Genomic DNA, 26,703 nt, shown 5'->3' on the forward strand with positions numbered 1-26,703 from the left:
TATACTCTTTTTTATGTGATTTTTATCTATTTTGTAGCAAGTAAGGCAGACGCTTATAGACGAATCCAAGTCATGTTGCGAAAGTTATTATTGCTTGGGTTTTTGGCATTGATGCTGAGCATTTTGCCGGTTTTGCTTAAACGCGCATTCAGCTGGTATTTCTGTCCGTCATAGGGGTTGAGCCAAACACCCTGCCCAAATTCTTCATTTTGACTGAGCATTTTCAGGCCAGTTAATACTTCCATCCCGATGATCTGCTGATTCTTTAAGGTACCCGTACATGCGCTACATAAAGTCGGCGCAGCTTCCTTGGCAGAAGGATACATTTTGACAATCACGGCACTGTATTGTTCAGTGGCAGAATGTCTGCGAATCACGATATCAGACAGGTAAGAACCAGTACGTTCATCCACGACTTTCCACGTTCCAATCAGTGGATCTGTCGGAGCAGCATGAATCGCCAAAGGCGTGCCGAGCCCAAGCAAGAGGGCACATGCACGAAGAAAAGGTGTGTTTAGCATGAGAAATACATCGATAAAAGTAGAAATGATGAAATGAAACAACAATTTATTATATTGTTTTAGTGGAATGATCACATCATATTTCAGGGAACTTGGCAGTTCCCTGTCTGGTTTAAATCATGCGGTACAGACGTTCTTTCGGGAATACTGCAGTAAAAGTTGAACCTTCATTTTCCTTTGAGATAATTTCCAAATGGGCGCCGTGTTGCATTAACACGTGTTTTACAATTGCCAAGCCTAGGCCTGTACCACCTGTCTGACGGCTACGCGCGCTATCAACACGATAGAAACGCTCGGTTAAGCGCGGTAAATGTTTGGGATTAATTCCGATCCCATTATCCTGTACGGTAAAGTAGGCATGGTCACCATCCTCATGCCAGCCGATGGTAATGATTCCACCCGCAGGGGTGTATTTAATGGCATTGGTAATCAGATTACTAAAGGCACTGGCAATTTCGATATCGGAACCAATCAGATCACAATGGCTATCAATATCCAGATTTAAGGTATGACCATAATCGAGATTGTAGGCACGCGCATCATCAAAGATCTGGTTCATCAGATTGGCCATATCAATAATCTGATTTTTCGCGACTTTTTTATTGTTTTCTAAATTGGATAACAGCAGCAAGTCATTTACCAAAGCATTCATACGCTTGGTTTGGGACTGCATCTGGGTAAAAGCCCGTTTCCAGCGCGGGGTAATGTCATCTTGATCAATAAAGGTTTCGATATAACCACTCAGTACGGTTAGCGGTGTACGTAATTCATGTGAAATATTATCGACAAAGTCTTTGCGCATTTGCTCGAGGTTATGTACCCGTGTGGTGTCATAGGCAACCAGTAGACGACTTTCCCCGCCGAAACGGGTCAGTTTGACTTGTACATAACGCTCTTCATCCATCTGGGCTTGCAGACGAATTCCATCTGGCGACTGGTCGCTATGGTTAAAATATTCAATAAAACTCGGTTGGCGTAAAATCGACAATAAGTTTCGACCACGATCCAAAGGACTAATGCCCAAGAGTTTTTCAGCAGCAGGGTTCCACCATTCGATTTGATGTTGATCATCAATCAAGACCACAGCTTCGGCCAATGCCACCAAAGAGGATTGTGCACGGTCAATCAAGCCGACCATTTCTGCTTGAACAATACGTTCTTGACGCTGTGCGCGATAGACATTGAACAGCAATGCCCCCCAAATCCCATTCAGATTGGGCGGGACATCATAAGGACGGTTGGAAATCCATTCATTGACCAGATAAAGCGAGCGCAGCTGTAGAAAAAAGAACAGCACGAAGGCAATAAAAACACAGCTCCAGAAGTATCCCACCCCGAATCCGACTAAGCTTGCAATCAATAAGAAAAAAAGTAACAGTCTTAAATCTTGTTTTGCAAAGGTCCATAAACTGCTGTAGCGAAAACGCTGATGTTCACGTGCCAGTTCCGGGACGGGGTAAGGCTCATACATAAAGGATTTTTTAACCTACTGCTAAATCTGCTCGTGTGGAGAAGCGGTAACCAGTGCCACGAACGGTTTGTACAAAGCGATCGACACCAAATGGCTCTAACACTTTGCGTAAACGACGGATATGCACATCAATGGTACGGTCTTCGATATAGACATTGCCACCCCAGACCTGATCCAGCAATTGAGCACGGGTATAGGCCCGCTCTGGATGAGTCATAAAGAAAGCCAATAAACGATATTCGGTTGGACCCATGTCTAAAATGCTATTGCCAAAGCTGACACGCTGGCTGACAGGATCAAGCAATAGGCCATTGGCGTCAATGACTTTTTCACCGCTCAGCGCATTGGCACGACGCAGTACCGCCTTGATACGGGACACCAGTTCACGCGTCGAGAACGGTTTGGTCATGTAATCATCGGCACCGGCATCCAGACCCTGAACTTTGTGGTCTTCTTCGCCACGTGCAGTCAGCATGATCACTGGAATCTCGGCCAAGTTCTCATCACGTTTGAGGCGGCGGCATAAATCCACACCACTCACACCACCCGGTAGCATCCAATCCAGCAGAATAAGTGCAGGACGCTGATCAACGATAATTTGATGCGCTTGTTTGGCATCCTCAGCTTGTAAACATTGGAAGCCTGCCATATCCAAAGAGGTATGGATCATTTCGCGGATCGGTAGCTCATCATCGACAATTAAAATATAGTCATCTTTCACAGCGCAATACCCTTAAAATCTGTAACGGTGAACCGTTTTGTTGTTATGACAGGCTTATTACAAAGATTAATTATGACAATATCATTGCAAAAGAATTAATAAAGTCGAATTTAGCAATAAATTGTGACAATCATGGGGCGTAGAGGTGACGAATTGATGACAATTTGCCTACCCATAAAGCAAATGAATTCATTTGCTTAACTGAATTGTTGTTTTACCGCCGTGCTTGTCACAAAACTGTAAAACGATTTTAATTTTTTTGTGATGTGGTTTCGATAAATGACAAAAAGACAGCACAGCAGGCAGACAAGACATCTTCTAAAGGCTGTTTGAAGCCTTCCGAGACCCAGCGAATAATAATATGGGTGACATAACCATTTAAGCCTGTGGCCATCAGTGAAACTTCTTCAGTACTTTGCGGTGCATTGGGCATGGTGATCATCACAAAGCCCTGAATAATGCGATCAAACTGGGTCAAGGTCTCCTGAATAGTGGCTTGATTATGCAGGTCTTGCACCAGCATGGCATCAATATAAATAATGCGTGCCATACGTGGATCATCTTTAATCGCACTCAACAAAGCCGATAAACCTGCAGTCACCATATTCTTGGGTTCAGGTGCCGCCATTAGGACAGCCTGAGTTAAACAGCTTTGCATTTTCTCAATCATTTTTAAGAACACGGTTTGAAACAGCTCTTCGCTTTTCTTAAATGATTCATAGAAGTAGCGCTCAGTCAGTTTGGCTTCATTACAAACATCTTTCACGGTTACCGAGAAAAAGCCCTGTGTACCATAGGTGGCAATACCTGCTTCAATGAGTTTTTCACGACGTGCTTCTTTACGCTCGGTTAAAGAGAGCCCCTTAAATTGTCGCTCTTTGACTGCGGTATTGTTTTTCTTGCCTGTCACTTGATCTTGAGTTGCCATTGAGAAAACCGTTCCCTAAAAAATCTTTCAATCGTCTGTCTAATGTTTATTTGCATTTCAACGCTGTTGTGCCGACTTAGCATAACCAAAATTTGAAAATATGCCTTGTCTCTTTTAAACATGTTCGGTCATAAAATGTAAATAGGCCTATTATGACATGTGCAGTGTCGCTTATTGCCATTTGTCTTAAAGCTGGAGTGTACTATATTGACAACATGTATTGTCAAAATTATATTGGTTATAGCTTAAACTGCACATGATCTAAGCGAATATGTGCATATCACTCGCAATACAAAGGATAGGCAATGAAAAATTTTAAAAATAAAGTCGCAGCGATCACCGGTGCAGGTTCTGGGATTGGACAGCAATTGGCAGTTTTATTGGCGAAGCAAGGCTGTCATTTGTCATTGAGTGATATCAATGAAAAAGGTTTGGCGCAAACTGTAGAATTAGTGAAACAGTATCCTGTCTCGGTCACCACCAAAGTGCTTGATGTTTCAGATCGCGAGGCGGTGAAACAGTGGGCACAAGAAACCGTGCAAGATCATGGTTCAGTCAATATGATCTTCAATAACGCAGGTGTTGCTTTGGGTTCAACCGTTGAAGGGGCAAGCTACGAAGATTTAGAGTGGATTGTGGGCATTAACTTCTGGGGCGTGGTGTACGGAACCAAAGAATTCCTGCCATTTATCAAACAAAGTAAAGATGGTCATATCATCAATATCTCCAGTATTTTTGGTTTGACCTCACAACCAACCCAATCGGCGTATAACGCAACTAAATTTGCGGTACGCGGTTTTACTGAATCATTACGTCAGGAACTGGATATTGAAAAGAGTGGTGTCAGCTCACTCTGCGTACATCCGGGCGGGATTCGTACCAATATCGCTAAAGCAGCGAAAATGAATGACAGCTTGAAGAGTTTGGGGATGGACCCGAACAAATCGATCAAGCAATTCGACAAGTTCCTGCGCACGCCACCCGAAGAAGCAGCACGTCAGATTCTTAATGCAGTTTTGAAAGATAAACGCCGTTTATTGATTGGGACCGATGCCCGTATTGTGGATTCGTTCCAGCGTTTATTCCCAACGGGTTATCAACGGATTGCAGCGTTTGCAACCAAGATGATGTAAGTCGTTAGCAAATAAAAAAGCCATTCTCTGTGAATGGCTTTTTTATTTGCGCCAGAACAAGCAGATATTAAACAATCTGAGTTCGGTTTGACGACTTTCTAAGCTATTGAAAATAATTAGCTTGGTGGAATCTTGCCATATTCTCACCCAATTTTAGGATCAGCCACTATCTCTTGCACGTCATTAAAGCTTCAATCGCTTTAAATTGTTCAGGCTCGCCCTACTTTTGTTTTGGCATGAGGAGCGAATGCACCGCAAGATGAAAGCTAACTTGAATAGCAAACTACGCACAGTGTTTATCTTGCGCTTCATCAAAGCTTTAGTCGCTTTGGCTTGCTCAGGTTGTAAATGACGTTTCCAAGTATCATATTCAGCCTCGAACTCAGGTTAAATAAGGACTTTAATCTTGGTCTTTTTCCAGAAGAATTGATAATAAAATGCTTGGAAGACACATAGACTCACAAAGGAAAGTGCGTAAGCAATCCAGATGCCTGTTAAGCCCCAAAGTGAGCTAAACCAATAGGCACACGGTACTTCGATCAGCAGAATGGTGAAAATATTGATCAGCATCGGGATATTGACCGCACCGCTGGCCCGCATGATCGAGGCAAAAATGGCACTGGCCCCAAAGAACAGAATCGACCAGAGCACGATAAATAACAGCTGTTGGCCCAGTTCAATCACGCTGTGATCGGTAATAAACAGCGCCATTAGATATTTTGAGAACAAATAGGCTAAGATAATCAACGTGCCTGTAAATAACAGATTCATACCCAAAGCGGTACGGGTGACTTTGGCCAATAAATCGGGTTTACCTGCGCCAATCGCTTGTGCAGCAAAGATCGAGGCAGCAATTGAAATCGACAGCGCTGGAAATTGAATATAGTTCAGCACCTGATTGACTGCACCATAGGCTGCTGTGGCATGTGCACCATAATGGTTAATCAGGCCAATAATCACCAGACCTGCTAAGGAGGTGGTAACCATCTGAATGCCTGTTGGAATTCCAAGTTTTAGAATTAATTTACTGAGCTCGGCATCATAACGAATATGTTGCAGCAATAGACGGTCGATCTTTAACGGATGATTTTTATAGTTCAGATAAATCGCTAAAAAAATCAGTACCGCGGCATAACCGAGAATGGTTGCAATCGCAGGGGCAACAATACCCAAAGCCGGAAAACCAAAGTAACCTTTCAGCAACACCGGTGTTACACCTAAACCAATCAAGCTGGTCAGGCTCAGGGCAATCAAAGGGGTTACGCTGTCGCCAACACCCCGTAAAATCGAGGTGTAAATAATATAGACGAACAGTAAGGGGCTACCCACCAACATCCATTGTACATAAGGCAAAGACAGATGCATGACTTTAGGATCTGTGCCGAGGAGCTCTAAAATATGTTTGGCAAAGATCAAACCCAGTACCGCAATGATACTGCCCCCGATCAGGGTCATAAATACGGTAGAGCCAATCACGGAGCGGACTTTTTCCAGATTCTGTGCCCCCCATGCCTGTCCAATCAGTACCGTGCTGCCTGCAGAAACTCCAATCACAAAGGCCAGTAAAAAGAACAGGATGGGGAAGAAGACCGAGACTGCGGCAATGGCATTGACGCCCATCATTTGACCGACAAAGATGGTATTAATCGTGCCTGACAGGTTTTGTAAAATATTGGTGGCAATCAGCGGCACCAGAAACACAAAAAAGGTTTTCCAGAGATTCGGTTGCATCACCAGAGGTTGGCGTGGTGTCATTCAATTTCCTTCACGCTTCATCCTGAAACGATTGTATTTTTGTCAACATAACATTCTCAGTTGTGTTGAAGATGAGGGTTCAGTTTCTTTTTGTTGATCAACATTGTACGAGAATTTCACCGGCACGTTGTAAGGTTTGATCGGTCTTGGCGAAGCAGAAGCGAATCAGTCGCAATGATTCAGGTGCCTGCTGATAAAACACTGAAATTGGAATCGCCACAATTTTGTGTTGCTCGGCAAGGAATTGGCACATCTCGACATCATTCAGATCAGGGCGAATGTTGCTGTAATCCAGATTCTGGAAATAAGTCCCTGGGGAGGGAATAAAGTTAAAACGCGAGTTTTGAATCTGGGTATTGAACATGTCACGCTTGGCCTGATAAAAGCTTGGCAATTGCTGAATATGCTCAGGATGCTGCTGCATATAGTTAGCCAATGCAATCTGGCACGGGGTAGTGCCACAGAAATTGGCAAACTGATAAATCTGGCGAAATAGACGCATGAGTTGTGGTGCAGCAACACAATAGCCGGTTTTCCAGCCTGTGACATGATAGGTTTTGCCAAAAGAACCAATCACGAAACTACGTTCACGTAATTCAGGGAATTGCAGTGCACTATGGTGTTTTTGCCCATCAAAAATCAGATGTTCATAGACTTCATCGGAAAGCACCACGATATTTTTATCTTGGATCAGCTCAATCAGTTGGCGCCAATCCTGCTCTGACCAGACCGCACCTGTGGGATTGTGTGGCGTGTTGACAATGATCATACGGGTGTTGGCATTGATACTGTCTTTGACCTTCTGCCAGTTCACCTGAAAGCTGGGTGCTTCTAAATGAATATGTACTGATTTTCCACCTGCCAACTGAACCGCAGGGGCATAGCTGTCATAGCTTGGGTCGAAAATAATCACTTCATCGCCTGCATGGATACTGGCTTGAATGGCACAGAAAATCGCAATGGTTGCACCAGGGGTGATGGTGATTTCAGTGACTGGGTCGAGTTGCAGTTGATCTCGTGCCAAGAATTGTGTCGCCAGCTGCTGTCTTAACGCCAGTACGCCGTCACCTGCAGGGTATTGGTTATAGCCTGAAAGCGTGGCTTGGCTCAGCGCTTCGAGTAGGGCTGGCGGGGCTGGGAAATCGGGGAAGCCTTGGGAGAGATTCAGTGCATTGAGTCGTTGTGCGAGTTCAGTCATGACGCTAAAGATGGTCACGCCTTGGCTTGGGAGTTTTGACTGAAGTTGCAACATCGGATGTCCTTTTTAATATCTAATTTCTTTTTTACGATGACTCTGCACAGCCTCGTATGCTGTGAGAAATTATATGTAATTTGCATAGGCATGTTTTACTTTTCAAGGATGAAAAGTAACAAAAATCCTTTGTAGTGCTGACGGCCCGTCCTTGAGGCCGCAGCACTACGGGCGGCATCCATGCCGCCATCACGATAGCTAATCCTGATTTAAATTGAGCTAGAGGATTTTAGGATTTGATTTATTTACAAAACATTTTCAACAATGGCACGGATCACACCAAGTGCTAAACCAATAAAGGCACCGACAATCACACCATTGACGCGGATCATATGCAGATCACCGCCCACCTCGCTTTCGATTTTGGCAATCATTTCTCGTGAATCCCACTCATGAATCCGTTCACTGATATAACGAATGATCTTGTCACTGTATTGCTCACTGAAATTAATGGCCAAGCCGACCATTTTTTCATTCAGTACCTGACGTACTTTTTCATTTTGAATCAGACTTTCACCGAGTTGCTGGATCGCCGCCTGTAGGTTAGTGGCAATGCCTGAATCTTGCTGCATTAAATCGGTTTTAATCGCATCACATAATATTCCCACCGCACCACTGATAAAATTCAGGACCTGTGGGCTATCAAGTAGTGCATCTTTACCACGATTTAAACGCTGGCTAGCTTCACTATCGGGTTCTGCCAGTTCCAGCATCAGCTTATGGGTGGTGGCTTCAATATCCTGACGCCATGGATGGTCGGGATTGGCCAGCATCGATTCAACTTTTTCAATCAGAGAGTCAATGGTGCGTTGCTGTACATCAATGCCGATCCAGCTTGCGCCTTTGGCCAGCTTCCAGACCCCTAATTCTTGGAATAATTTACGTGATAAATCACGTGCTTCTTCCGGATGTGACACCATCCATTCATGTGCCAGATCGAGACCACGCTGTAACACATCTTGGTGGAAATCATTTTCCAGTACCGCACGTAGCATTTCACTGGCCAGTTTATTGACCTTGGTACTTCTGACCCACTGCACACTGTTGTTCTGGACGAAGTGTGCAATTTGCTCTTGGCTGACAAATTCAAAGATTCTCGGCACGGTGTGCTGAATCATCTGCACCACTTGCTGATTGTTTTTGGGACTGGCTAACCATTGGCCTACAGCCAAACTGATATCAGCATTTTGTAGACTGCGTTGCACGATCTGTGGGGAAAGAAAATTTTCCTGTACAAAGCGACCCATTGACTCGGCAATACGAGCCTTATTGCGTGGGATAATTTCGGTGTGGTCACGCAACAGTTTCGGTAGCGGCATTCTGCCAAAGGGGTTGCGGAATAACACAGTCACCGCATACCAGTCCGCCAAGCCACCGACCACGCCTGCTTCTGCACCGAGCATGAAAATATGGATGAGCCATTTATATTCAGGCAGAAAGTGCGCCGCGACCATGAAAGCGATCCATGACACCACTGCAATGATCAGTGCCATGGTGGCGAAGTATTTACTTCGTTGTAAGCTCGGGACGTGGATTTCTTCGACTGAACTCATGGAGTCATCCTTTTAATTTATTTTTTGTTTTGAGGCGGTGCAGGAGGCTGCAACACGTCTCCTGTCGGGCTCAAGCCATATTTTGGCCCTAAAGACTGCAAAATCATTTGAGCATCAAAGGCATCAGGAGATTGCTGCTGTGTCTTAAAGCACTCGATAGTATACGACACTTGAATTGGATCAAGATTGACCACTTGTGGGGTATCGTAGAATGGATCCGGCCAAAAGGCAGGATGACGACGATAATAACCATAAGGGTAATACGATGGCGTCGGATAAATCACGGCTTGGCGCGGTGTCTTATGGCGGGCATTACTTGGATCATCCACCACACTAAAATAACGGAAACCATTTTTAACCGTGGTTTGTGCGGCTTTGAGCAAGGTAATTTCCTCAGCTGTACCATAACTCAAGTTATTGTCTGCTTGGAAACCGACACGGTAAGTTTTGTTATTTAACGGATAAGTGGTGAATTGGCCCAGTTGGTCAAAGGTTCTGGGTTTGGACGGAACCGTTGCACATCCTGCAAATGTCAGTGCGACAAGCAGCGGGGTGCATATTAATACGCTTTTCATATGCTATTCCTATGTACAGTGTCGAGGGGAGTCGACTTAAAAACTGCTATTCGGTTGAGTTAAAAACTCCAATTCTTCAGCGCTTGAGTGACGTCCTAATAGTGCATTGCGATGCGGATAACGCCCAAAACGATCAATGATCACTTTGTGCTTTTTCTCAAAGCTTAGATTTATTTCATTGCCTAAGCGTTGAAATAATTTCAGGGCAAATTCATGCATGCGTTTGGATTCACTATGCATAAACGGCATATACAGGAAGGAACGTTGCTCTGGGCTGAGTTGTGCGTCCAGCTGTAAGCTAATCGCTTCTTGTGCCAATGCGAGTGCAAGGCTGTCATAAGCAAAAGCTTGGGCTTGATCCCGATATAAATTTCGGGAGAATTGGTCGAGTATAATAATTTCCGCCAAACGACCTTCAGGTGTCTGGCGCCATGACCACAGCTCCGCCTGAGCAGCTTGTTGATGGATCTCTGCAAAGGACGCGCGAATTTTTGCATCAAAATCATCACTTTTAGCAAACCAAAGTGAACGATGGTCAGGGTCAAACCAAAAATTAAGAATGTCTTGCGCTTGCATGGGGGAGTATCCACTGGAAGATTTATTTTTTAATAAAATCACAATTTCAGCGTGTCTTATGTAACAAGATTGTGATAAAAATTGCCAAACTAAATCAGATGACTAGATTGTAATTGTCGTTATAATTGGCTGAGTCGAAGGGATTGGCATGCAGATCATGCCTGTAGAATCGACGATGTCGTTACCATGCATGTGGTCGGCTGATCCTGAATAAGCGAGCAATAGAATATGAATCAACCCAGCCTTACTTCCTCTGTGATACCAACTTGGGTAGATGCCTCGCTATTAAAGGGGATGTTACGTGGCATTGAGCGTGAAAGCCTGCGAATGCAAAGTAATGGATTTTTATCACAAAAAAATCATCCAGAAGCGCTCGGTTCAGCCCTGACACATCCATATATTACGACGGATTATTCAGAAGCATTGATGGAGTTTATCACCACGCCACAAACAACGATTGCGGCGGCACTCAATGAACTGAGTGATATTCATAGTATCGTCCATGAGCAACTGGAAGATGGCGAACGCTTATGGCCTCTGTCGATGCCCTGTATGCTGGATGATAACGAAGAAAATATTAAACTGGCACAATATGGCAGTTCCAATATTGGTCGCTTTAAAACCTTATATCGTCGTGGTTTAGGCGTGCGTTATGGTCGCCGTATGCAGACCATTTCCGGGGTGCATTATAATTTATCTTTTCCAGAACAATTATTTGCGCTTTTGCAGCAGCATGAAAGCAACCCACAATTAAAACAGCTCAGCCTGCAAGATTATCGTAGTCATCGCTATTTCGGTTTGATCCGCAACTTTATTCGTTTGATTCCTTTGGTGATGTATATGTTGGGTGCGAGCCCATCGGTGTGTCGTTGCTTCCTGACAGGTCGTCAGCACCATTTACAACCTTTGGTTAAAGGTACCTTATATCTGCCTGAAGCAACCGCTTTACGGATGGGGCGTTTGGGCTATCAAAACTCAGCGCAAAAAGAGCTCGGCATTCATTATAACGACCTGCATGATTATCTGGATGGCTTACAAAAAGCCGTGCATACGCCATATCCAGAGTTTACGGCACTGGGCCTCAACGATGAGCAGGGTGAGCCGATTCAGATCAATGATCATGTGCTACAGATTGAAAATGAATACTACAGTCTGGTACGCCCTAAACAGGTACCACAAGCGGGTGAAACACCATCACAAGCCTTAAAAAATCGTGGTGTGGGTTATGTCGAATTGCGTGCCGTGGATGTGAATCCGTATAGTGCGATTGGGATTGATGAAATTTCGGCAGGCTTCCTTGAAAGTCTGGCGTTGTATTGCTTGCTCAAAGACAGCCCAGATTTATTTGCTGAAGAACAAGAACAGATTGACCGCAATCAAACAGAAGTGGTCAATCGTGGGCGTGCAGCAGATGCCAAGATCGAAGAGGGAGAGCACTCGATTGCATTAAAAGATTGGGCACAAACCCATTTAAATGCGATTCAAGACTGCGCCAAGCTATTAGACCAAATGGATGGCACACAGCTGTATCAAGATGCGATCCAAGTGATGCAGCAGCGCCTAGACCATGTCGAAAATACCCCTTCGGCTCATGTGATTGCAGACACCTTGCAGCATGGCGGCACATGGAGTTTTGGCAGTGTCATGGCGCAGCAACATGTTGATCATTATCACCAACATCCACTCAGTGAAGAACGCAAACACTATTTTGAACAATTGGCGCAAACATCGTTGCAAAAACAGGCGCAACTTGAACAAGATAACGACATGAGTTTTGAACAATATCTTGCACAATACCGTTAAAATTTTAGAGGACTTCCCATGCGATGGAATTACCGCCTAGTCAGCGCTGTTTTGGTACTGACCAGCATCATTGGTATCTCATTTGCGTTGTATCTAGAGCATGTGCAAGGTTTAAACCCTTGTCCATTGTGTATTTTCCAACGTATCGGCTTGATTATAATGGGCTTGATTGCCCTCGTTGCCTTTATTCATAATCCAGTTTCGAGTGCATTCAAACGTTTTTATGCTTTCTTGGCGACCGTATCAATTGGCTGGTCAGTCGCCGTCGCAGCACGCCATATCTGGTTGCAGCATTTACCTGCTGACCAAGTGCCAAGCTGTGGGCCGGGTTTAGATTATCTGGTTGATGTGTTGCCGATGAAGGCGGTATTACAGGAAGTGCTTTCAGGTTCTGGTGAGTGTGCAGTGATTGACTGGACGTTCTTGGGACAATCTTTGCCAGTTTGGTCTTTGTTGTATTTCAGCCTGATTTTATTGATCTGCTTATGGCAGCTGTTTAGAAACTATGGTGTTGCTGCAAAATAACAGCATGCCTCTGTACTCGCTGGATAAAGCCCGAAATGTGAATGCACATTTCGGGCTTTATATTCTCTATAACTAAACAAGTTGTGCCATTTTGTTGCTTGCACGCTTTTTTTTATGGACAGATAAGTCTGTTTTTTGTAAAGTTCAGCCAAATCCCAGCACAATCCGATTATAAAAAATGCTTTTTAATATATTTAATGTATTAGAAAAAATAGGGCTAAATGCACAGAAACGTGCTATCCACGTACAGTTTTCTAATCATCTACTGAATAATCAAGTTTTTTTACAACGCATACAAGGCCAGCATCAGCTCAATGTGGGTTTGGAAGCTGAGCTGATTTGCCTGTCGACCAATGCCCAGATTCCCCTCAAACAGTTTATTGGGGTTCAGGTTGCAGTTGATCAGGTTACCGATTCAGGGCAGTTGTTTCGCACCACGGGGATTGTGACTGAGGCCAGCTATGGGCAAAGTGATGGTGCATTAACGCTGTATAAGCTGACTATAAACGATGCGACTCATTTATGGCATAAACGCCGTAACAGCCGTGTGTTTATGAATAAAACGGTTGTGGAAATTACCGAAGTTTTATTCAAGGAGTGGCAGCAAAGAAGCCCACTTTTTGCGGCAAGTCTGAATCTGGATCTGAATGGCTTAAGCCAGAATTATGATATACGCCCCTTTGTGATGGGCTCGAATGAATCTGATTATGACTTTCTAACGCGCTTATGGCGCAGTGAAGGCATTAGCTGGCTGATTGATGAAGCTGAACTTTTTGTGCCGCATTCGAGTACCCCTGTTAAAGCGCAGAAGCTAAGATTAATTGATGACAATAGCCAGTATCAGGCTCTGGCTCGACGCAGCATTCGTTATCACCGCAGCAGTGCCACAGAATTTCAGGATAGCATTACTGGCTTTGTGGCGGTGCGAAGCCTGCAACCCACAGCCGTGCATCTGCAACGCTGGCAACCCGATGCCTTGGCACAAGAAGAAGGCGCAGGTTCAGTCGTCACCAGCCATAACCATTCGGACAGTTTCGACTCTGCCAGTTTAAGTCTTGAGCAGGCATGGCATATCAGCCCGGCCTGGATGCAGGATTTAAAGGGTGAAGACCAAGCGACGGCTTCTGGGAACAGTCAGTTAGAAAAACTGAATCAGCAATTCAATGACATGTATGCCAGTCAAGCCAAATATTTTAAGGCTTACAGCACGGTACGGGATAGTCAGGTTGGCTATTGGTTTAATCTGAGGGAACATCCTGAAATTGATCAGCATGAAGGGGCCGATCAGGAGTTCCTGATTATTGCCAAGCATTTCTACAATCAAAATAATTTACCGAAAGATTTACAGCAACAGGTGAGTCAGCTGCTCAGCCAAAGCCGCTGGGATCAACACGGCTATGACGAGGCAGAGCGTCAGGGTAATGAACTGACCTTGATTCGCCGTCAGATTAAAATCATCCCTGAATATGATCCAGAGTTGCATCGTCCGGTTGCCTATCCGCAACGCGCCAAAGTGGTTGGGCCTGAAGGCGAAACCATTTATGTGGATGAATGGGGACGGATCAAGGTGCGCTTTCTGTTTACCCGTAGCGATGACCATGGACATGATGGTGGTGCGGGCAGCAATGACAATGACACCGACTCCGCATGGGTGGATGTCCTCACGCCTTGGGCGGGGGAAGGCTATGGTGCACGCTTCTTGCCACGGATTGGTGAGGTGGTGGTTATTGACTTCTTTGATGGCAATATCGACCGTCCTTTTGTGACAGGGCGAATCCATGAAGCACAGCGTTCTCCGGCCAAATTTGATGTCAAAGGACAGCTTCCAGATACTAAAAAACTCAGTGGTATTCGCAGTCAGGAAGTCAATGGCAATGGTTTTAACCAATTACGCTTTGATGATACGACAGGGCAAATCAGTACCCAGTTACAAAGCAGCCATGCTGCAACACAGCTGAATTTAGGTAATTTAAGTCACCCTAAAGTGCAGGAAAGCAGCAACGGTCGTGGTGAGGGCTTCGAGCTCAGAACTGATGCTTGGGGGGCAGTACGAGCAGGTAAAGGCATGCTGATCAGTACCTATGCCCAAGAACAGGCGATTGCTGATCATCTGGAAGCTGCGCAAGCACAATCTTTGCTGTCACAGGGCTATGACAGCATGAAAATGCTCAGTGAAGTGGCTGCTAAGCAACAGACCGATGCGCTGAATGTGATTAACCGTTTACCGAAGTTTATTCAGTCACTGGAGCTTAAAACCACAGGTCAAGCACTGGATAGCACTTTAAATTTATTTAAAGAAGGGATGAGTAATGACCCAATTCATGCTTTAAAGGATTGCGGTGGTTTTATTGAGGATATTGGTGCACTCGGCGGCAATGCCAAAGGCGCGGTCGAAGAGTTTAATGCGTTCTTTAGTGATGCCAAAGATGCGGTTGAAAATCTGAAAGAGTTCATTGAAAACGTAGAAGAGCATGGCGCTGATATTGTCAAAGGTAAGCTTGCCAGCATTAAAGATCGGATTCAGCAAAACCCGTTTGAGAGTATTAAAGAAGTCGGAAAGGTTTTGGCCAATGTCGATATTAAAGATTTTGAGCTGATGAGTACCTGTGGAACCTTTAGTAAAGGCAGCAAGTTAGACATCACTCCGTCCAAAGCATTAAGCTCCCTACAAGGCTTTATGGAGGGTTATACCCAAGGTTTGGAAAGCAGTTCGAATGCTAAACAGCAAGAGCAAGGCAAGATTTTCAGACAGGCCTTGATGTTGTTGGCATCACCGAATGGAATTGCGTTAACCACGCCTGAAAATATTATTTTACAGGCTTCTCAGGATATTGCCGAGAGTGCCAGTGGTTCAATTAACTTGAGCGCACAGAAGAATATTATTGGGCATGCACAGGACAAAATCAGTTTGTTTGCCGCGCAAAAGGGCTTTAGAGCTTATGCAGCAAAAGGCAAATTGGAGTTGCAGGCGCAGGATGATGCGATTGAAGCGATTGCCAAGAAGGTGATTAAACTGATTTCCACTGAAGATAAGATTGAAATTACCAGTCCTAAAGAGATTGTACTAACAGCGGGTGGTTCTCAGCTGAAGATCAATGCCAACGGGGTATTTTCAACCACAGGTGGTAAGTTTGAGAGCAAGGCTGGTCAGCATTTGTTTGTGAGTGGCGCTAAAGTTTCATATGAGGTTCCGCAATTACCTAGCACACCGACTTTTAGCAATCGCTTAGATATTTATGATTTATTTTGGGAGAGTGATTTTAGCCAGCTCAGTTATAAAGCTTTTGTACCGGGAACGAATTCATTTACTTCGGGATCAATAGATGAACATGGTCGTACAGGGAAAATTAGTACGCCAGATCCAACCAAAGTTCAGGTTCTTGTTGGCTCTAATGATGAATGGGGATTAGTCATTGATAGTTTTGATGAAGATGATTTTTTAGCAGATCAAAATGTGAGTGACTCAGAAATAGAGAATAATGTAGAAGATAGGGATTGGAAATGAATAAAAAATCATTAGTTACGATACAACTCTTAGATTTATTTGGTAGCCCAATCTCAAAAGCACAATATGAAGTAAAAAATCAGAGGACTGGGCAAGTTATTGCTGCTGGATTTACGAATTCATCTGGATGTATCGTTGAGATTAGTCGAGATAAGGGTACGGCTTTAGATGTTTATATCAAAAGTATGTTTAATGGCTTGATGATCAAGGTACAAAGTTTTGTAATGTCTAAAGATCGCATGCTCGTAAAAATTACCAGTCCAAAAGTAATGTTGGATTTAAAAACACTAACAAATCAAGGTAACAATGGACAATATAAAAGAAAAACGCATGTTGTAAAAAAGGGTGAAACTTTATTTGAAATAGCTCAAAAAAATCATACTACTGTTCGAGCATTAGAACGTTTGAATAACATAGATGATCCCAATAAAATTAGTATAGGGCAAGTGATTAAGTTGCCAGTGAATATTCCTGCGACAGGAAATAATACACATCAAGAAAAAGCTAAGCAGACCACTAGAACACAACCTTCGGCTAGCAGCACTAAAACAAAAGCACCACAGGCTCCACCTGTAAGGCCATCTAGTACAACACCTCAGAAAAAGCAGGAAGAAGGAATTTTTGGAGCAAATTTTGGCAGTAAAATCCTAGATCAAGTAAATGAACTTTATGAAGAAGGTAAAAAAACGCTGAACGAAGCTACAAACGCTGCTTCCAAGATATTGACGGTTGATAATCGCAGTCAGGATGGTGGGACACCTAAAGCAGATGCTCCAAATTTATGTAAAACCAATCCGCAATGTATTTCAAGTGGTAAAAGTGAGCTTATTCGAGAAGTGAATATTCGTTTGGCGGGCTTTGGTGGAGCCTTACCTACGGATGAGTTCACTGAGCTAACTGAAAATTGTATTAAGCAATTCCAAAGGGATTATATGGGAGTCCCTGAAACAGGGAAAATTTGTGGTTCTGTTGTAGCTGCTTTAGATGAGTTTAATCAGAAGTATCCTATTCAAAAATATATGCAATCTATAGCATGTCCCTGTGCAAAATTTGGTGGTGGTGTTCAATGTAAAGGTTTTGGTGCTAGTAGAAAAAAACAATATAAGGCTTTAGGTGTTGAGGCACCAGGAATGCATAGATCTACAATGTGGATTTTAAAAGCTGCTCATTTTTATTTAGAAAAAGAAAAAGATTTAGGCGTAAAAATAACAGGTATAAGTTCTGGTTACCGATGCATTGAGAATAATGCAGGGCATAATTCAAGTAAACAATCTCGTCAGACAGTGAATCATATGAGTGGTGCTGCTCTTGATGTTCTCATCAGCGATAGTACTAAGCTTAATCTTGTCAGGGAAAAAGTATTTATGAAATATATGAATGCAGCTTCTACAGGGACAAGAGGTGGAAATCGTATATTTTTAGAATCACGAGGACAGGGAGCAACAGGTTGGGTACATTTTGATATCTTATGGTATGAGAACTTGAATGTACAAGATTTGGTATATTATGGTACGAATGTTGAGAAAATAATTAATGGTACTTTGAGTGAGCTTTGTAGAAAAAGTAAAATTAACATTCTAAGTTGTAGCGGAAAAATACTTAATTCGAGCCTTCCAGTAAGCAATAATAAAAGTATAGTGGAATTAGTAAAAGAGCTAGGGGATGCTATTGCAAGTGGTGAAGGAAGTTATGAAGCTTGGAATGCTGGAGCACCAGAAGGGAAAAGAGTTAAATTCGGTAAAATGAATGATAAAGCTGGAACAATAACAGGAAAGACTATTAATCAGTTACTAGATGCTTCAAAAAATTATACTTGGGAGGATGAGCGTAGGCGTTTTGCAACTGGAAAATATCAAACAATTCCAAAGACACTTTCAGCTGCTAAAAAAGCGTTAGGATTATCTGGTGGAGAATTGTATGACAGTGATACGCAAGAGAAGGTTTTTAGGGAATATTTATTGTTGAATCGACGTTCAATTAAAGCACTTATTGAAAATGGTAGTGCCACAGTTGATCAGGCAATGACTGATGCTTCAAAAGAATGGGCCTCAATTGCTCTCCCTAACGGTGAAAAGAATAAATTTGGTAATGTATCAGACGGTACTATCGGATATCATCAATCGGCTACAAATAAAGCCAATAGTCATTCTACGGCTAAAGTAAGAGCTATTTTTGAAAAAATTAAAGCAGTTCATTTAAGCAAATAGGAAATTTGAAATGAAATTTTTGAAAACAGTAATGATATTTTCTATTGGTTTAGTAGTATCAAGTTGTGGCTTCTCTAAAGAGAATAATCAAAATATTGATGTCGAAAATAAAAGCATTTTTAATGGTATTGTTACACGAGAAAAAGTTTTAAAATGTAAATTTGAACAAGGATATATTGATTTTTGCTCAGATAATTATTTAAAGCTTTATAATAATACATTGAGTAAAAAAGTAAACTTTGCTCAAAATAAAGTTGCTTTAGTGATTGATAAGGAAAGAGATACAGGAAAAGGTGTACCCAGAAAAGTTAAATACTTTGTTGTATTGGATCCGACAACTAAAAGAGTCTATCCATTAGAACAATCTGTTGGTTACTTTGTTAATGATAGGTTGGAAGAAATCACCACAGAGCCTTCGATTATTAAGTTTAGCCAAAATAATAATCAAGTTTGTCTGTCAGGTACAACATTTTCGTATCAAGATAATAATGTAAATGTTGAGAACGAATGTTATACGTTTAATCCAAATGATAAAAACTTTTTAAAAAAGTACAAAAAGAAAAAGCATAAAATATGAAAATGGGAATCTTCCAATTTCATTTGAAAAGAAAAAATTTTTGTGTAATGGAGTAAAGTGTAAAGAAAACACTCTCACAATTGAGAGGTTAAAAGAAATATCAAATAATGATAAAAATAGTGAGCTTCGCTTTCTTGTAAATGAAAGAGGATTTGATACAACTTATATTAATGCTTCTGCTGGTAGTAAAATTTTATATGTTTTAAAATATAGTGAAGGAGATAGTGAGCAAGAAAATATTTATTTATCCTATTTTTTAAATGATTCATTTAAAACGAAGGCATTAGGTGAGGTTAAATCATTTAAAGTGGATAGTAATCAGAAGGTATATTTTAACGGAAATGAAATTTCCTTAAATTAATTTTTAATAAAACAGTGGTGTTTTTATAATCACTGTTTTATTTTATATATATAGGGTTCCTCTAATAGTGGATAGTTTCTATGAAAATAAATGGGTGGTTATATTTTGAAATATAAATTTTTCTTGATCTGTTTTTTTAATTTATCAATTTTAGGATGTTTAGTTAATACATCTGAAGCAAAAAATATTCATAGAGTAGAAGAAAATGTTAGAGTAGTTAAATATCCTATATCATCAAATTTTTATTCAGAATGTAGGGAAATAAATCTGAAAAAGAATGCAGAAAAATAAGTGATATAAAAGATTATTCTTATCAATCAACGAAAATTTTAAAAGAACTCCCAGTTGAAGTAAGTTTTTGTCAGATAGTAAGATAAAAGATCTTAATGTCGATAATTTTAGATTTATATCTAAGGGTAATGATATAGTTTACTCTATAGCTGAAAAGTATGTAGATACAGATGAAGAGGCTAAATCAGAATTTTATTTGATTAAAGTTAAGCCAAAATTGGAAATAGAAAAATAGGTGATTATTACTCAATTGATAGCTTAGGGATAATGACTTATAAAGACAACAATGGGAAATTATTAAAGAGAAGTTTAAAATAAAAATTACTTAATATTGAGCTGACATGCCCTAACTGAGTTGGGGTGCTTTTAAAATAAATTAAAAATTAAGAGTGGTTGATTTAGACTAATAGGAAATTTGAAATGAATTTTTTGAAAAAAGTAATGATGTTTTCTATTTGTTTAGTAATATCAAGTTTTTGTTTTTCTAAAGAGAATGGTCAAAATATTAAAGTTGAGCCTTGTGGTTTTGATTATGATGTTAATAACTATTACTGTAAAACGGATAAAATTAAAGTTTTTGAAGGAAATATTGGAAGAAAGTCAGATTTTAATAAAGATTATTCTGTAATAAAAATTGATGATGGAAAATATTATAGATTGGTCGCATTAAATCAAAAAAGTTATAAAGTTTATCCTTTGAATTATCAAATAAATAAGAAAAAAGCTAACTTTAATTACTCTGCTGAAAAAGATGAGTTGTGTATATCAGGGATTTATATTCTTATAGAGATACATATTTAAATTCAAAAGCGTGCTTTAAAATTATTGATAACGCTTTTGTAAAAGTGAGTATTGTAGAGGGTATAAGTCAAAAAATAATAGTAATAGCGTTGTGTTTATTAAAACACCTATCTCATCTGATTTCTTCTCTAAATGTAATGAGAAAAATCCAGTGAAAAAATGTGAGCAGCTTGAAAGTTCTAATAATCGGGCATATTCTTTATCTGAGTTAAAGAAAATATCTCCTGATTTTTTGAATATATTTGATAATCCTAAAGTAGATTCATTGAATGCAAATACGTTTAGGTTTCTTCCTAAAATGAAAGATGGTTTTTATTCTATTGCTGAAAAGTATATGGAAACAGATGAAGGAACTAGTTCTGAGTTTTATCTGATAAAATTAAAACCTATACTAAATGTAGAGAAAATTGGTGATTATTACTCAATTGATAGCTTAGGGATAATGACTTATAAAGATAAAAATGGAAAATTATTGAAGAGGAATTTAAATTAATTTGAGCACTATATTTAGTATTTTTTAGTACACCTCAATAGTTTTGGGGTGTGTTTTTATAAATTAATCTAATTTTTTATAGGGAGGTTGAAATAAAGATTATGAATAAATTTATTTTTTTAAAGATGATAGTTGCTTATAGTTTTTCTTTAACTTTTGTTATGCAAAAGAAAATTCTTCATGGAATGATTATCTTCAAGATTCTACCCAAGTGAAATCACCTGTGGAATATCTAGATGTATATAATAAGTATTCAGTTATTAATCCTAATTTAAAAATAAAGTTAATAGATTTTGGTAATATTGATAAAACAAAGAAAAATATTAACTACACATTAAAAAAATATGGTGTCCAAATATTAAATGGTAAGATTGTATATGATGTTTTAAGGACAGTAGTGCCTGTGGAGTCTAATATTGACTTAGCTTTACTATATCACGATAAAGCTATTCTAGCTTTTAGAATAAGAGAGTTAAGTACTATTAACTATGTTAAAGCTCCATTTAAAAGTAATAAAGTCACTGTTTTTATATATAATATAAATAATAATAATTTTACCGAAATACCCGTTATACATTCTGATAGTGAAGATAAGAGTGAACAAACAGACCAACTCATGGGTGATCAGGTAACATATGACACTAAGAAAGGACAGTATACGTACCTTGCAAATGTTAAAACTTATAAAGATGGAAAAATTTCCCAATTCAAGGCTGTTTTGAATGGTAGCTTAAAATGTATTTCATCGACCTTAGGTTGTGAAACAACAGGAATTCTGTCTGCTGAAAAACAAGCTAAGTAATTTAATTTAGATTTTGGTTAGGTATTTTATATTAAAGGAATTTATTATGACTTCACTCTATAAAAAATATACCTATATTCTAGGTTTGGTCAGCCTAAGTCTCTTAGCTTCTTCCTGTAGCGCTACCTCAGAAAAGAAACATGAGATTTCTCATCAAAGCCAAACTCAAAAAGCTTCATCAAATCCTGAAAAGTTAAAAAATGATGATGGTTTTCTGATCACTTCTCTTCCTTATAACTCAAATGCACATCTTAACTGTATTTTATCGGCACAAAGAATGAACTGTGGCTTAATTAATTTGATTGATAGTGTTGGTTTGACCAAAGTTTATAAATTTATGAATCCAAGTTATGGCGATTCCGTTGTTTTTCCACAAACAAAACATGGTGTTCTATTAATTGCCTCGCCATCATCAAGTAAGAGTGGAAACCCAGAAATAAATCTGACAACGGTAAACCGATTTGGCTTGGTTAAAAGCATTACCTTAGATGCATCTCAAAATATTGTCATTAATCAGAAGTATGAAGTTTTATACAAAGAATATGGAAAAGATCTAAAACTAAAATTAAATGACCAAGGTGAATTTGTTCAGTAAGGGTATTTCTAAGCTGATGAGGTTTGTCACTGATTTTGATCGATAAAAGCTCAGCTAGATCCTAACTGAGCTTTTATGGTTTAGGTTTCAACAATGCCTTCTAAATCATCAAAGGTATAGTTTTGAGGTACGTTGATCATATGGGTTTGTACACCGGCTTCAACTTTCTCTTTAGCATCTGGATATAACCAGCGTGTGATTTGTTCGGCCACACTGGAATGATACTGAATTTCAAAATGATTCAACCCATAGAAAACCGCTTTATGGGTGTCAGGTAATTTCAATTGGAAACGTGGATTTTGGTGTTCACCCAAAGCACTTTTCACACTGACCAGATAATCCCCAATCACTGACAGTGCTTTGTTACGTAACTTCTCAAATTCCAAAGTTCCTGCGATCAAAAAGGTATTGATATGGGACGGTAGCGGAGCGGGTTTACGATTGTCGTCGGCAAAGCCAATGCGAGCATCATTGTGTTCCCAGTCATCATCACGAACACTGCCATAACGCAGATCGAGTATGCCGTTACTACGCACATTCACCAACTGACCAAGCAAGTTGATAAAGGGGAAGCCACCGAGTTTGTCCTGCAAGACAAAACCAAAGCGTTCAAGCACTGCACCATGATGAGGCGAACCGATGCAGACCAGATTCTCGACCATATGCACCCATTGATACAGATTCTGTTTGCCATAAAACAGGGCACTACGCGAAACCAAGCCGCCCATACTGTGACCAATCAGGTCGATACTGGTGATACGTGGGTTACGTTGCACCAAATCCTCTAAGGTATTGGCAAAACTACGGCCATTGGCAGAAATTCGGCGTCCGGTGTTGTAGTTGAGATACAACATGGTGTTGTTATCACGTTGCGCAAGTAAGCGTTCACCAATCCCGCCATAGCGATGATTTGACCAGGTCAAATGGTTCATGCATAAACCATGGGCAAGAATTACCACACGTCCAGTTAACTCGCCTTGCTGTAAAGAACCATAGTGATCATAAAGCACCATTGGCAAGGCCATTGGATTGTGTTGCTTTAAAAAGAAATCACCAAAAATTCCATTCAGTGCGCCTACTAAAAAATGCAGTGTGGGAGTCAGAGGCTTGTCATGTAAGACTGGAAATTTTTCAATAATGCGACGTAAATTGGGCGCAAGAAAATGACTGCCGTATTTTTGCAGTGCTACATAAGAGAACTGATAAAATTTTTGCAGTTGTGGGTGCTTTTGTAATTGTTTGGCTTTTTGTGCACTTAAACCGAGCGTTGTCCTTAATACCTCAGTCTGCACCACTTGTATCAGTTCGTGTACGCCACTGAGGCTGGTACTGACCAGCTGTGCCAAACCCTCCAAAACATCTGCCTGACTTGGGGGCGTGCGATCCCACTTACAATAAGTTTCATGCAGAGGTGTTAAACTTGGCATATTAATTTCCCCATCCTTGATATATACCGAAGGTTTGAAGTGATTTTTCTGAATATTGTTTAGATAAACTACAACAAACGCTTACATCTTATGTCTTTCATGCGTAATTTTTTTAGAATACTGATGAACGGAGTACAGTATCGTTTTTTGTGTCAGACAATATCGAGCTTAAATGTAATTTATATTGTTGTTTGATTAACAATCAATCAAAATAATGTGATTTATTTCACTTTATGTCAAGCTATTGCCTATTTGGGTCCGTATGCAAATTATCTATCTACATGGTTTTCGCAGCAGTCCGATGTCAGTAAAAGGGCAACAGCTGCAACAATTTTGTGCACAACATGACACGATACAGGTGCATTTACCCGATTTAAATCAAACGCCCGAGCAGGTACTGACACAACTTTCGCAGCTTATCGAAAATTTACCATCTGATAAAGTGGTTTTAGTTGGAAGCAGCCTTGGAGGCTTTTACGCGACATATCTTGTCGCCAAATATGCCTGTCCTGCTGTACTGATCAATCCAGCTATGCAACCATGGCAATTATTCGAAGATTTATTCGGGATTGAGCAAATCCCGCTCAAAGTCACTGAATCATGGACGCTTGATGCCGATCAATTGCAGCAATTACAATCGATTGCTGACACGAAACTCAATCATGCTGATAAAATTCTGGTGCTGTTGCAACAAGGCGATGAAGTCTTGGATTATCGTGAAGCTCAACGTTATTATAGTGCTGTTCATCCATCATCATTGATTTTAACCGACGCAGATGGTAATCATGCAATGGATGATTTTGAAGAAAAATTACCTTTAGTTCTCGAATTTTTATCGGCAGCCCTCCAATAAGGAAGTCAGACCCAGTGACACAATACACGGCACAATCCCTTGAAGTTCTTTCTGGTTTAGATCCAGTTCGTCGTCGACCAGGCATGTATACCGATACCTCACGTCCAAACCATTTGGCGCAAGAGGTAATTGATAATGCAGTCGATGAAGCGCTTGCAGGGCACGCCAATCAAATTTGTGTCACGGTTTATGAAGATGGCTCATTGTCGGTTGAAGATAATGGACGAGGTATGCCTGTCGATATCCATCCTGAATATGGACAAAGTGGTATCGAAATCATTTTGACCAAATTGCATGCCGGTGGCAAATTCAGCACCGATAACTACCAGTTTTCGGGGGGATTGCACGGGGTCGGGATTTCGGTGGTGAATGCACTATCGACCCGTGTTGAAGTTGCGGTACAGCGTCAGGGTAACCTGTATCAAATGGCCTTTGAACAAGGTGAGCCTGTTGCTCCTTTATCGGTGCTTGAAGGTAAAGTGGCCAAGCGCGCAACGGGTACAACGGTGCGTTTCTGGCCTGAAGGCAAGTATTTTGATAGCCCTAAATTTGCACTGAAAGCGCTGAAACATAATTTAAAAGCCAAAGCCGTTTTAGCTGCGGGCTTAAAGATTATTTATGACGATAAAATCAATAAAGAAAAGATTGAATGGCAGTTTGAAAATGGTCTGGTCGACTATTTGATGGATGAACTGCAAGATCGGGACATCTTGCCTGATCCTGCTTTTGTCAGCAGTGGCCAAGCAGACCGCGCGGCCTGTGAGTTTGCGATTTGCTGGAATGTCGAAGGTGGCGAGCAGATTCAGGAAAGTTATGTCAACTTGATTCCCACCGCGCAAGGCGGGACTCATGTGAATGGTTTACGTTCGGGTGTAACTGAAGCCTTACGTGAGTTCTGTGAATTACGTAATTTATTGCCACGTAATATGAAGCTGTCTGCGGAAGATGTTTGGGATGGGGTGAATTTTATTCTATCGCTGAAATTCCAAGAGCCACAATTTTCAGGCCAAACCAAAGAACGGTTATCCAGTCGTGAAGCCTCTAATATTGTACTGAACATCGCCAAAGATGCGTTTGCTTTATGGCTGAATCAACATGCGGAGATTGCGACACAACTGGCTGAAATGGCGATTGCCAAAGCTGGACGTCGTCTCAAAGCCGCTAAAAAAGTTGAACGTAAAAAGATTGTTGCCGGCCCGGCTTTACCTGGAAAGTTGGCAGACTGTGTCGGCTTAACGCGTGAAGACAGTGAGCTGTTTATTGTCGAGGGAGATTCTGCGGGCGGTAGTGCCAAACAGGCACGCGACAAGAATTTCCAAGCGATTATGCCGATTCGCGGAAAAATCCTGAATACTTGGGAAGTCTCTTCGGATGAAGTCTTGGCTTCTCAAGAAGTGCATGATATTGCCATCGCCATTGGCGTTGATCCGGGCAGTGATGATCTGTCTGAATTACGCTATGGCAAAATCTGTATCCTTGCCGATGCTGACTCGGATGGTCTACATATCGCCACCTTATTATGTGCTTTATTTGTCAAGCATTTCCCGACTTTGGTTGAAGAAGGTCATTTGTTCGTAGCAATGCCACCACTCTATCGTATCGATATTGGTAAAGAGGTGTACTATGCCTTGGACGATGATGAGCTTGAAAGCATCTTGAAGAAGGTCAAGGGCAATAAAAATCCGCAGATCACCCGATTCAAAGGGTTGGGTGAGATGAATGCCAGTCAGTTGCGTGAAACGACTATGGACCCGAACACCCGTCGTTTAGTGCAGCTGGACTTGGATGATGCACATTTAACCGCAGGTTTATTGGATAAATTGCTGGCGAAAAAGCGTTCAGCTGACCGCAAACACTGGTTAGAGCAAAAGGGTAATCTCGCTGATATTACTGTCTAAATGGCTTGAGCCATGCACCGATTAAAGCCAAGCTGATGCTTGGCTTTTTCTTTGGCTGCTTGATTCTGATTCGAGCTGAA

The 26,703-nt window shown here is 41.1% G+C and carries 18 protein-coding genes and 3 pseudogenes; 11 read left to right on the forward strand and 10 right to left on the reverse strand.

Annotation, left to right across the window (positions count from 1 at the left end; translation table 11 throughout):
* Positions 1-53: 53 nt before the first annotated feature.
* The 4 genes from NQU59_RS03900 to NQU59_RS03915 all read right to left on the reverse strand — a co-directional run bounded on the left by NQU59_RS03900 (position 54) and on the right by NQU59_RS03915 (position 3,641).
* Positions 54-521: a DUF2147 domain-containing protein gene (locus tag NQU59_RS03900; RefSeq protein ID WP_257065122.1), complete on the reverse strand. Its 468-nt coding sequence runs from the start codon at positions 519-521 to the stop codon at positions 54-56.
* Positions 522-633: 112 nt separating this feature from the next.
* Positions 634-1,992 (reverse strand): phosphate regulon sensor histidine kinase PhoR, encoded by a 1,359-nt coding sequence (gene phoR, locus NQU59_RS03905; protein WP_257065123.1) that lies wholly within the window; start codon positions 1,990-1,992, stop codon positions 634-636.
* A 10-nt stretch (positions 1,993-2,002) separates the two neighbouring features.
* Positions 2,003-2,713 (reverse strand): phosphate regulon transcriptional regulator PhoB, encoded by a 711-nt coding sequence (gene phoB / locus NQU59_RS03910; protein WP_004657056.1) that lies wholly within the window; start codon positions 2,711-2,713, stop codon positions 2,003-2,005.
* Between the two features lie 250 nt (positions 2,714-2,963).
* On the reverse strand, positions 2,964-3,641 hold the full coding sequence (locus NQU59_RS03915; protein WP_257065124.1) for a TetR/AcrR family transcriptional regulator: 678 nt from the start codon (positions 3,639-3,641) through the stop codon (positions 2,964-2,966).
* Between the two features lie 305 nt (positions 3,642-3,946).
* Here NQU59_RS03915 and NQU59_RS03920 point away from each other — a divergent pair, with 305 nt between their 5' ends.
* Positions 3,947-4,774: an SDR family NAD(P)-dependent oxidoreductase gene (locus NQU59_RS03920; RefSeq protein WP_257065125.1), complete on the forward strand. Its 828-nt coding sequence runs from the start codon at positions 3,947-3,949 to the stop codon at positions 4,772-4,774.
* Between the two features lie 387 nt (positions 4,775-5,161).
* Here NQU59_RS03920 and NQU59_RS03925 read toward each other — a convergent pair whose 3' ends face one another.
* The 5 genes from NQU59_RS03925 to NQU59_RS03945 all read right to left on the reverse strand — a co-directional run bounded on the left by NQU59_RS03925 (position 5,162) and on the right by NQU59_RS03945 (position 10,485).
* Positions 5,162-6,529 (reverse strand): MATE family efflux transporter, encoded by a 1,368-nt coding sequence (locus tag NQU59_RS03925; RefSeq protein ID WP_257065126.1) that lies wholly within the window; start codon positions 6,527-6,529, stop codon positions 5,162-5,164.
* Positions 6,530-6,626: 97 nt separating this feature from the next.
* A complete protein-coding gene (locus NQU59_RS03930) occupies positions 6,627-7,781 on the reverse strand; it encodes a pyridoxal phosphate-dependent aminotransferase (RefSeq protein WP_257065127.1) in 1,155 nt (384 codons plus the stop codon).
* Positions 7,782-8,026: 245 nt separating this feature from the next.
* On the reverse strand, positions 8,027-9,334 hold the full coding sequence (locus NQU59_RS03935; protein WP_257065128.1) for a DUF445 domain-containing protein: 1,308 nt from the start codon (positions 9,332-9,334) through the stop codon (positions 8,027-8,029).
* A gap of 17 nt (positions 9,335-9,351) precedes the next feature.
* Positions 9,352-9,909 carry a CC0125/CC1285 family lipoprotein gene (locus NQU59_RS03940; RefSeq protein WP_257065131.1) on the reverse strand — a complete coding sequence of 186 codons (558 nt, stop codon included), beginning with the start codon at positions 9,907-9,909 and terminating at the stop codon, positions 9,352-9,354.
* Between the two features lie 36 nt (positions 9,910-9,945).
* Positions 9,946-10,485, reverse strand: a complete 540-nt coding sequence (locus NQU59_RS03945) for a DUF924 family protein (RefSeq protein WP_257065132.1) — start codon at positions 10,483-10,485, stop codon at positions 9,946-9,948.
* A gap of 228 nt (positions 10,486-10,713) precedes the next feature.
* On the opposite strand from NQU59_RS03945, the gene gshA reads away from it, so the two are divergent.
* The 8 genes and pseudogenes from gshA (at position 10,714) to NQU59_RS03990 (ending at position 22,445) form a co-directional block, all read left to right on the forward strand.
* On the forward strand, positions 10,714-12,288 hold the full coding sequence (gshA, locus tag NQU59_RS03950) for a glutamate--cysteine ligase (RefSeq protein WP_257065134.1): 1,575 nt from the start codon (positions 10,714-10,716) through the stop codon (positions 12,286-12,288).
* Positions 12,289-12,306: 18 nt separating this feature from the next.
* The gene (locus NQU59_RS03955; RefSeq protein WP_005270227.1) at positions 12,307-12,813 is read left to right on the forward strand and encodes a disulfide bond formation protein B; all 507 of its coding nucleotides are present in this window, start codon (positions 12,307-12,309) and stop codon (positions 12,811-12,813) included.
* Between the two features lie 178 nt (positions 12,814-12,991).
* Positions 12,992-16,318, forward strand: coding sequence for a type VI secretion system Vgr family protein (locus NQU59_RS03960; protein WP_257065137.1), 3,327 nt, complete (start codon positions 12,992-12,994; stop codon positions 16,316-16,318).
* Complete coding sequence (locus NQU59_RS03965) at positions 16,315-18,525, forward strand: LysM peptidoglycan-binding domain-containing protein (protein ID WP_257065138.1); 2,211 nt, start codon at positions 16,315-16,317, stop codon at positions 18,523-18,525. Before NQU59_RS03960 ends, NQU59_RS03965 begins: the two co-directional genes overlap by 4 nt.
* Positions 18,526-18,535: 10 nt before the next feature.
* Positions 18,536-19,463, forward strand: a pseudogene (locus NQU59_RS18825) (hypothetical protein).
* A 711-nt stretch (positions 19,464-20,174) separates the two neighbouring features.
* Positions 20,175-21,048, forward strand: a pseudogene (locus NQU59_RS03980) (hypothetical protein).
* Between the two features lie 101 nt (positions 21,049-21,149).
* A pseudogene (locus NQU59_RS03985) lies at positions 21,150-21,850 on the forward strand (hypothetical protein).
* Between the two features lie 46 nt (positions 21,851-21,896).
* Positions 21,897-22,445 (forward strand): hypothetical protein, encoded by a 549-nt coding sequence (locus NQU59_RS03990; protein WP_257065141.1) that lies wholly within the window; start codon positions 21,897-21,899, stop codon positions 22,443-22,445.
* A gap of 80 nt (positions 22,446-22,525) precedes the next feature.
* On the opposite strand, the gene NQU59_RS03995 is transcribed toward NQU59_RS03990, so the two are convergent.
* A complete protein-coding gene (locus tag NQU59_RS03995; protein ID WP_004803536.1) occupies positions 22,526-23,872 on the reverse strand; it encodes a PGAP1-like alpha/beta domain-containing protein in 1,347 nt (448 codons plus the stop codon).
* A 262-nt stretch (positions 23,873-24,134) separates the two neighbouring features.
* On the opposite strand from NQU59_RS03995, the gene NQU59_RS04000 reads away from it, so the two are divergent.
* Together NQU59_RS04000 and parE are read left to right on the forward strand one after the other, a co-directional pair.
* Positions 24,135-24,725 (forward strand): YqiA/YcfP family alpha/beta fold hydrolase, encoded by a 591-nt coding sequence (locus NQU59_RS04000; RefSeq protein ID WP_005270254.1) that lies wholly within the window; start codon positions 24,135-24,137, stop codon positions 24,723-24,725.
* Between the two features lie 14 nt (positions 24,726-24,739).
* Positions 24,740-26,623 (forward strand): DNA topoisomerase IV subunit B, encoded by a 1,884-nt coding sequence (gene parE / locus NQU59_RS04005; protein ID WP_005238075.1) that lies wholly within the window; start codon positions 24,740-24,742, stop codon positions 26,621-26,623.
* Positions 26,624-26,703: the final 80 nt, after the last annotated feature.

The organism is Acinetobacter colistiniresistens (assembly GCF_024582815.1).
Lineage (GTDB): Bacteria > Pseudomonadota > Gammaproteobacteria > Pseudomonadales > Moraxellaceae > Acinetobacter.

What these genes read in the sequence shown, in the direction of transcription:
- NQU59_RS03900 (WP_257065122.1), bottom strand. Translation starts at nt 521, where the DNA reads ATGCTAAACACACCTTTTCTTCGTGCATGTGCCCTCTTGCTTGGGCTC.
- phoR (WP_257065123.1), bottom strand. Translation starts at nt 1,992, where the DNA reads ATGTATGAGCCTTACCCCGTCCCGGAACTGGCACGTGAACATCAGCGT.
- NQU59_RS03915 (WP_257065124.1), bottom strand. Translation starts at nt 3,641, where the DNA reads ATGGCAACTCAAGATCAAGTGACAGGCAAGAAAAACAATACCGCAGTC.
- NQU59_RS03920 (WP_257065125.1), top strand. Translation starts at nt 3,947, where the DNA reads ATGAAAAATTTTAAAAATAAAGTCGCAGCGATCACCGGTGCAGGTTCT.
- NQU59_RS03925 (WP_257065126.1), bottom strand. Translation starts at nt 6,529, where the DNA reads ATGACACCACGCCAACCTCTGGTGATGCAACCGAATCTCTGGAAAACC.
- NQU59_RS03930 (WP_257065127.1), bottom strand. Translation starts at nt 7,781, where the DNA reads ATGTTGCAACTTCAGTCAAAACTCCCAAGCCAAGGCGTGACCATCTTT.
- NQU59_RS03935 (WP_257065128.1), bottom strand. Translation starts at nt 9,334, where the DNA reads ATGAGTTCAGTCGAAGAAATCCACGTCCCGAGCTTACAACGAAGTAAA.
- NQU59_RS03940 (WP_257065131.1), bottom strand. Translation starts at nt 9,909, where the DNA reads ATGAAAAGCGTATTAATATGCACCCCGCTGCTTGTCGCACTGACATTT.
- NQU59_RS03945 (WP_257065132.1), bottom strand. Translation starts at nt 10,485, where the DNA reads ATGCAAGCGCAAGACATTCTTAATTTTTGGTTTGACCCTGACCATCGT.
- gshA (WP_257065134.1), top strand. Translation starts at nt 10,714, where the DNA reads ATGAATCAACCCAGCCTTACTTCCTCTGTGATACCAACTTGGGTAGAT.
- NQU59_RS03955 (WP_005270227.1), top strand. Translation starts at nt 12,307, where the DNA reads ATGCGATGGAATTACCGCCTAGTCAGCGCTGTTTTGGTACTGACCAGC.
- NQU59_RS03960 (WP_257065137.1), top strand. Translation starts at nt 12,992, where the DNA reads ATGCTTTTTAATATATTTAATGTATTAGAAAAAATAGGGCTAAATGCA.
- NQU59_RS03965 (WP_257065138.1), top strand. Translation starts at nt 16,315, where the DNA reads ATGAATAAAAAATCATTAGTTACGATACAACTCTTAGATTTATTTGGT.
- NQU59_RS03990 (WP_257065141.1), top strand. Translation starts at nt 21,897, where the DNA reads ATGACTTCACTCTATAAAAAATATACCTATATTCTAGGTTTGGTCAGC.
- NQU59_RS03995 (WP_004803536.1), bottom strand. Translation starts at nt 23,872, where the DNA reads ATGCCAAGTTTAACACCTCTGCATGAAACTTATTGTAAGTGGGATCGC.
- NQU59_RS04000 (WP_005270254.1), top strand. Translation starts at nt 24,135, where the DNA reads ATGCAAATTATCTATCTACATGGTTTTCGCAGCAGTCCGATGTCAGTA.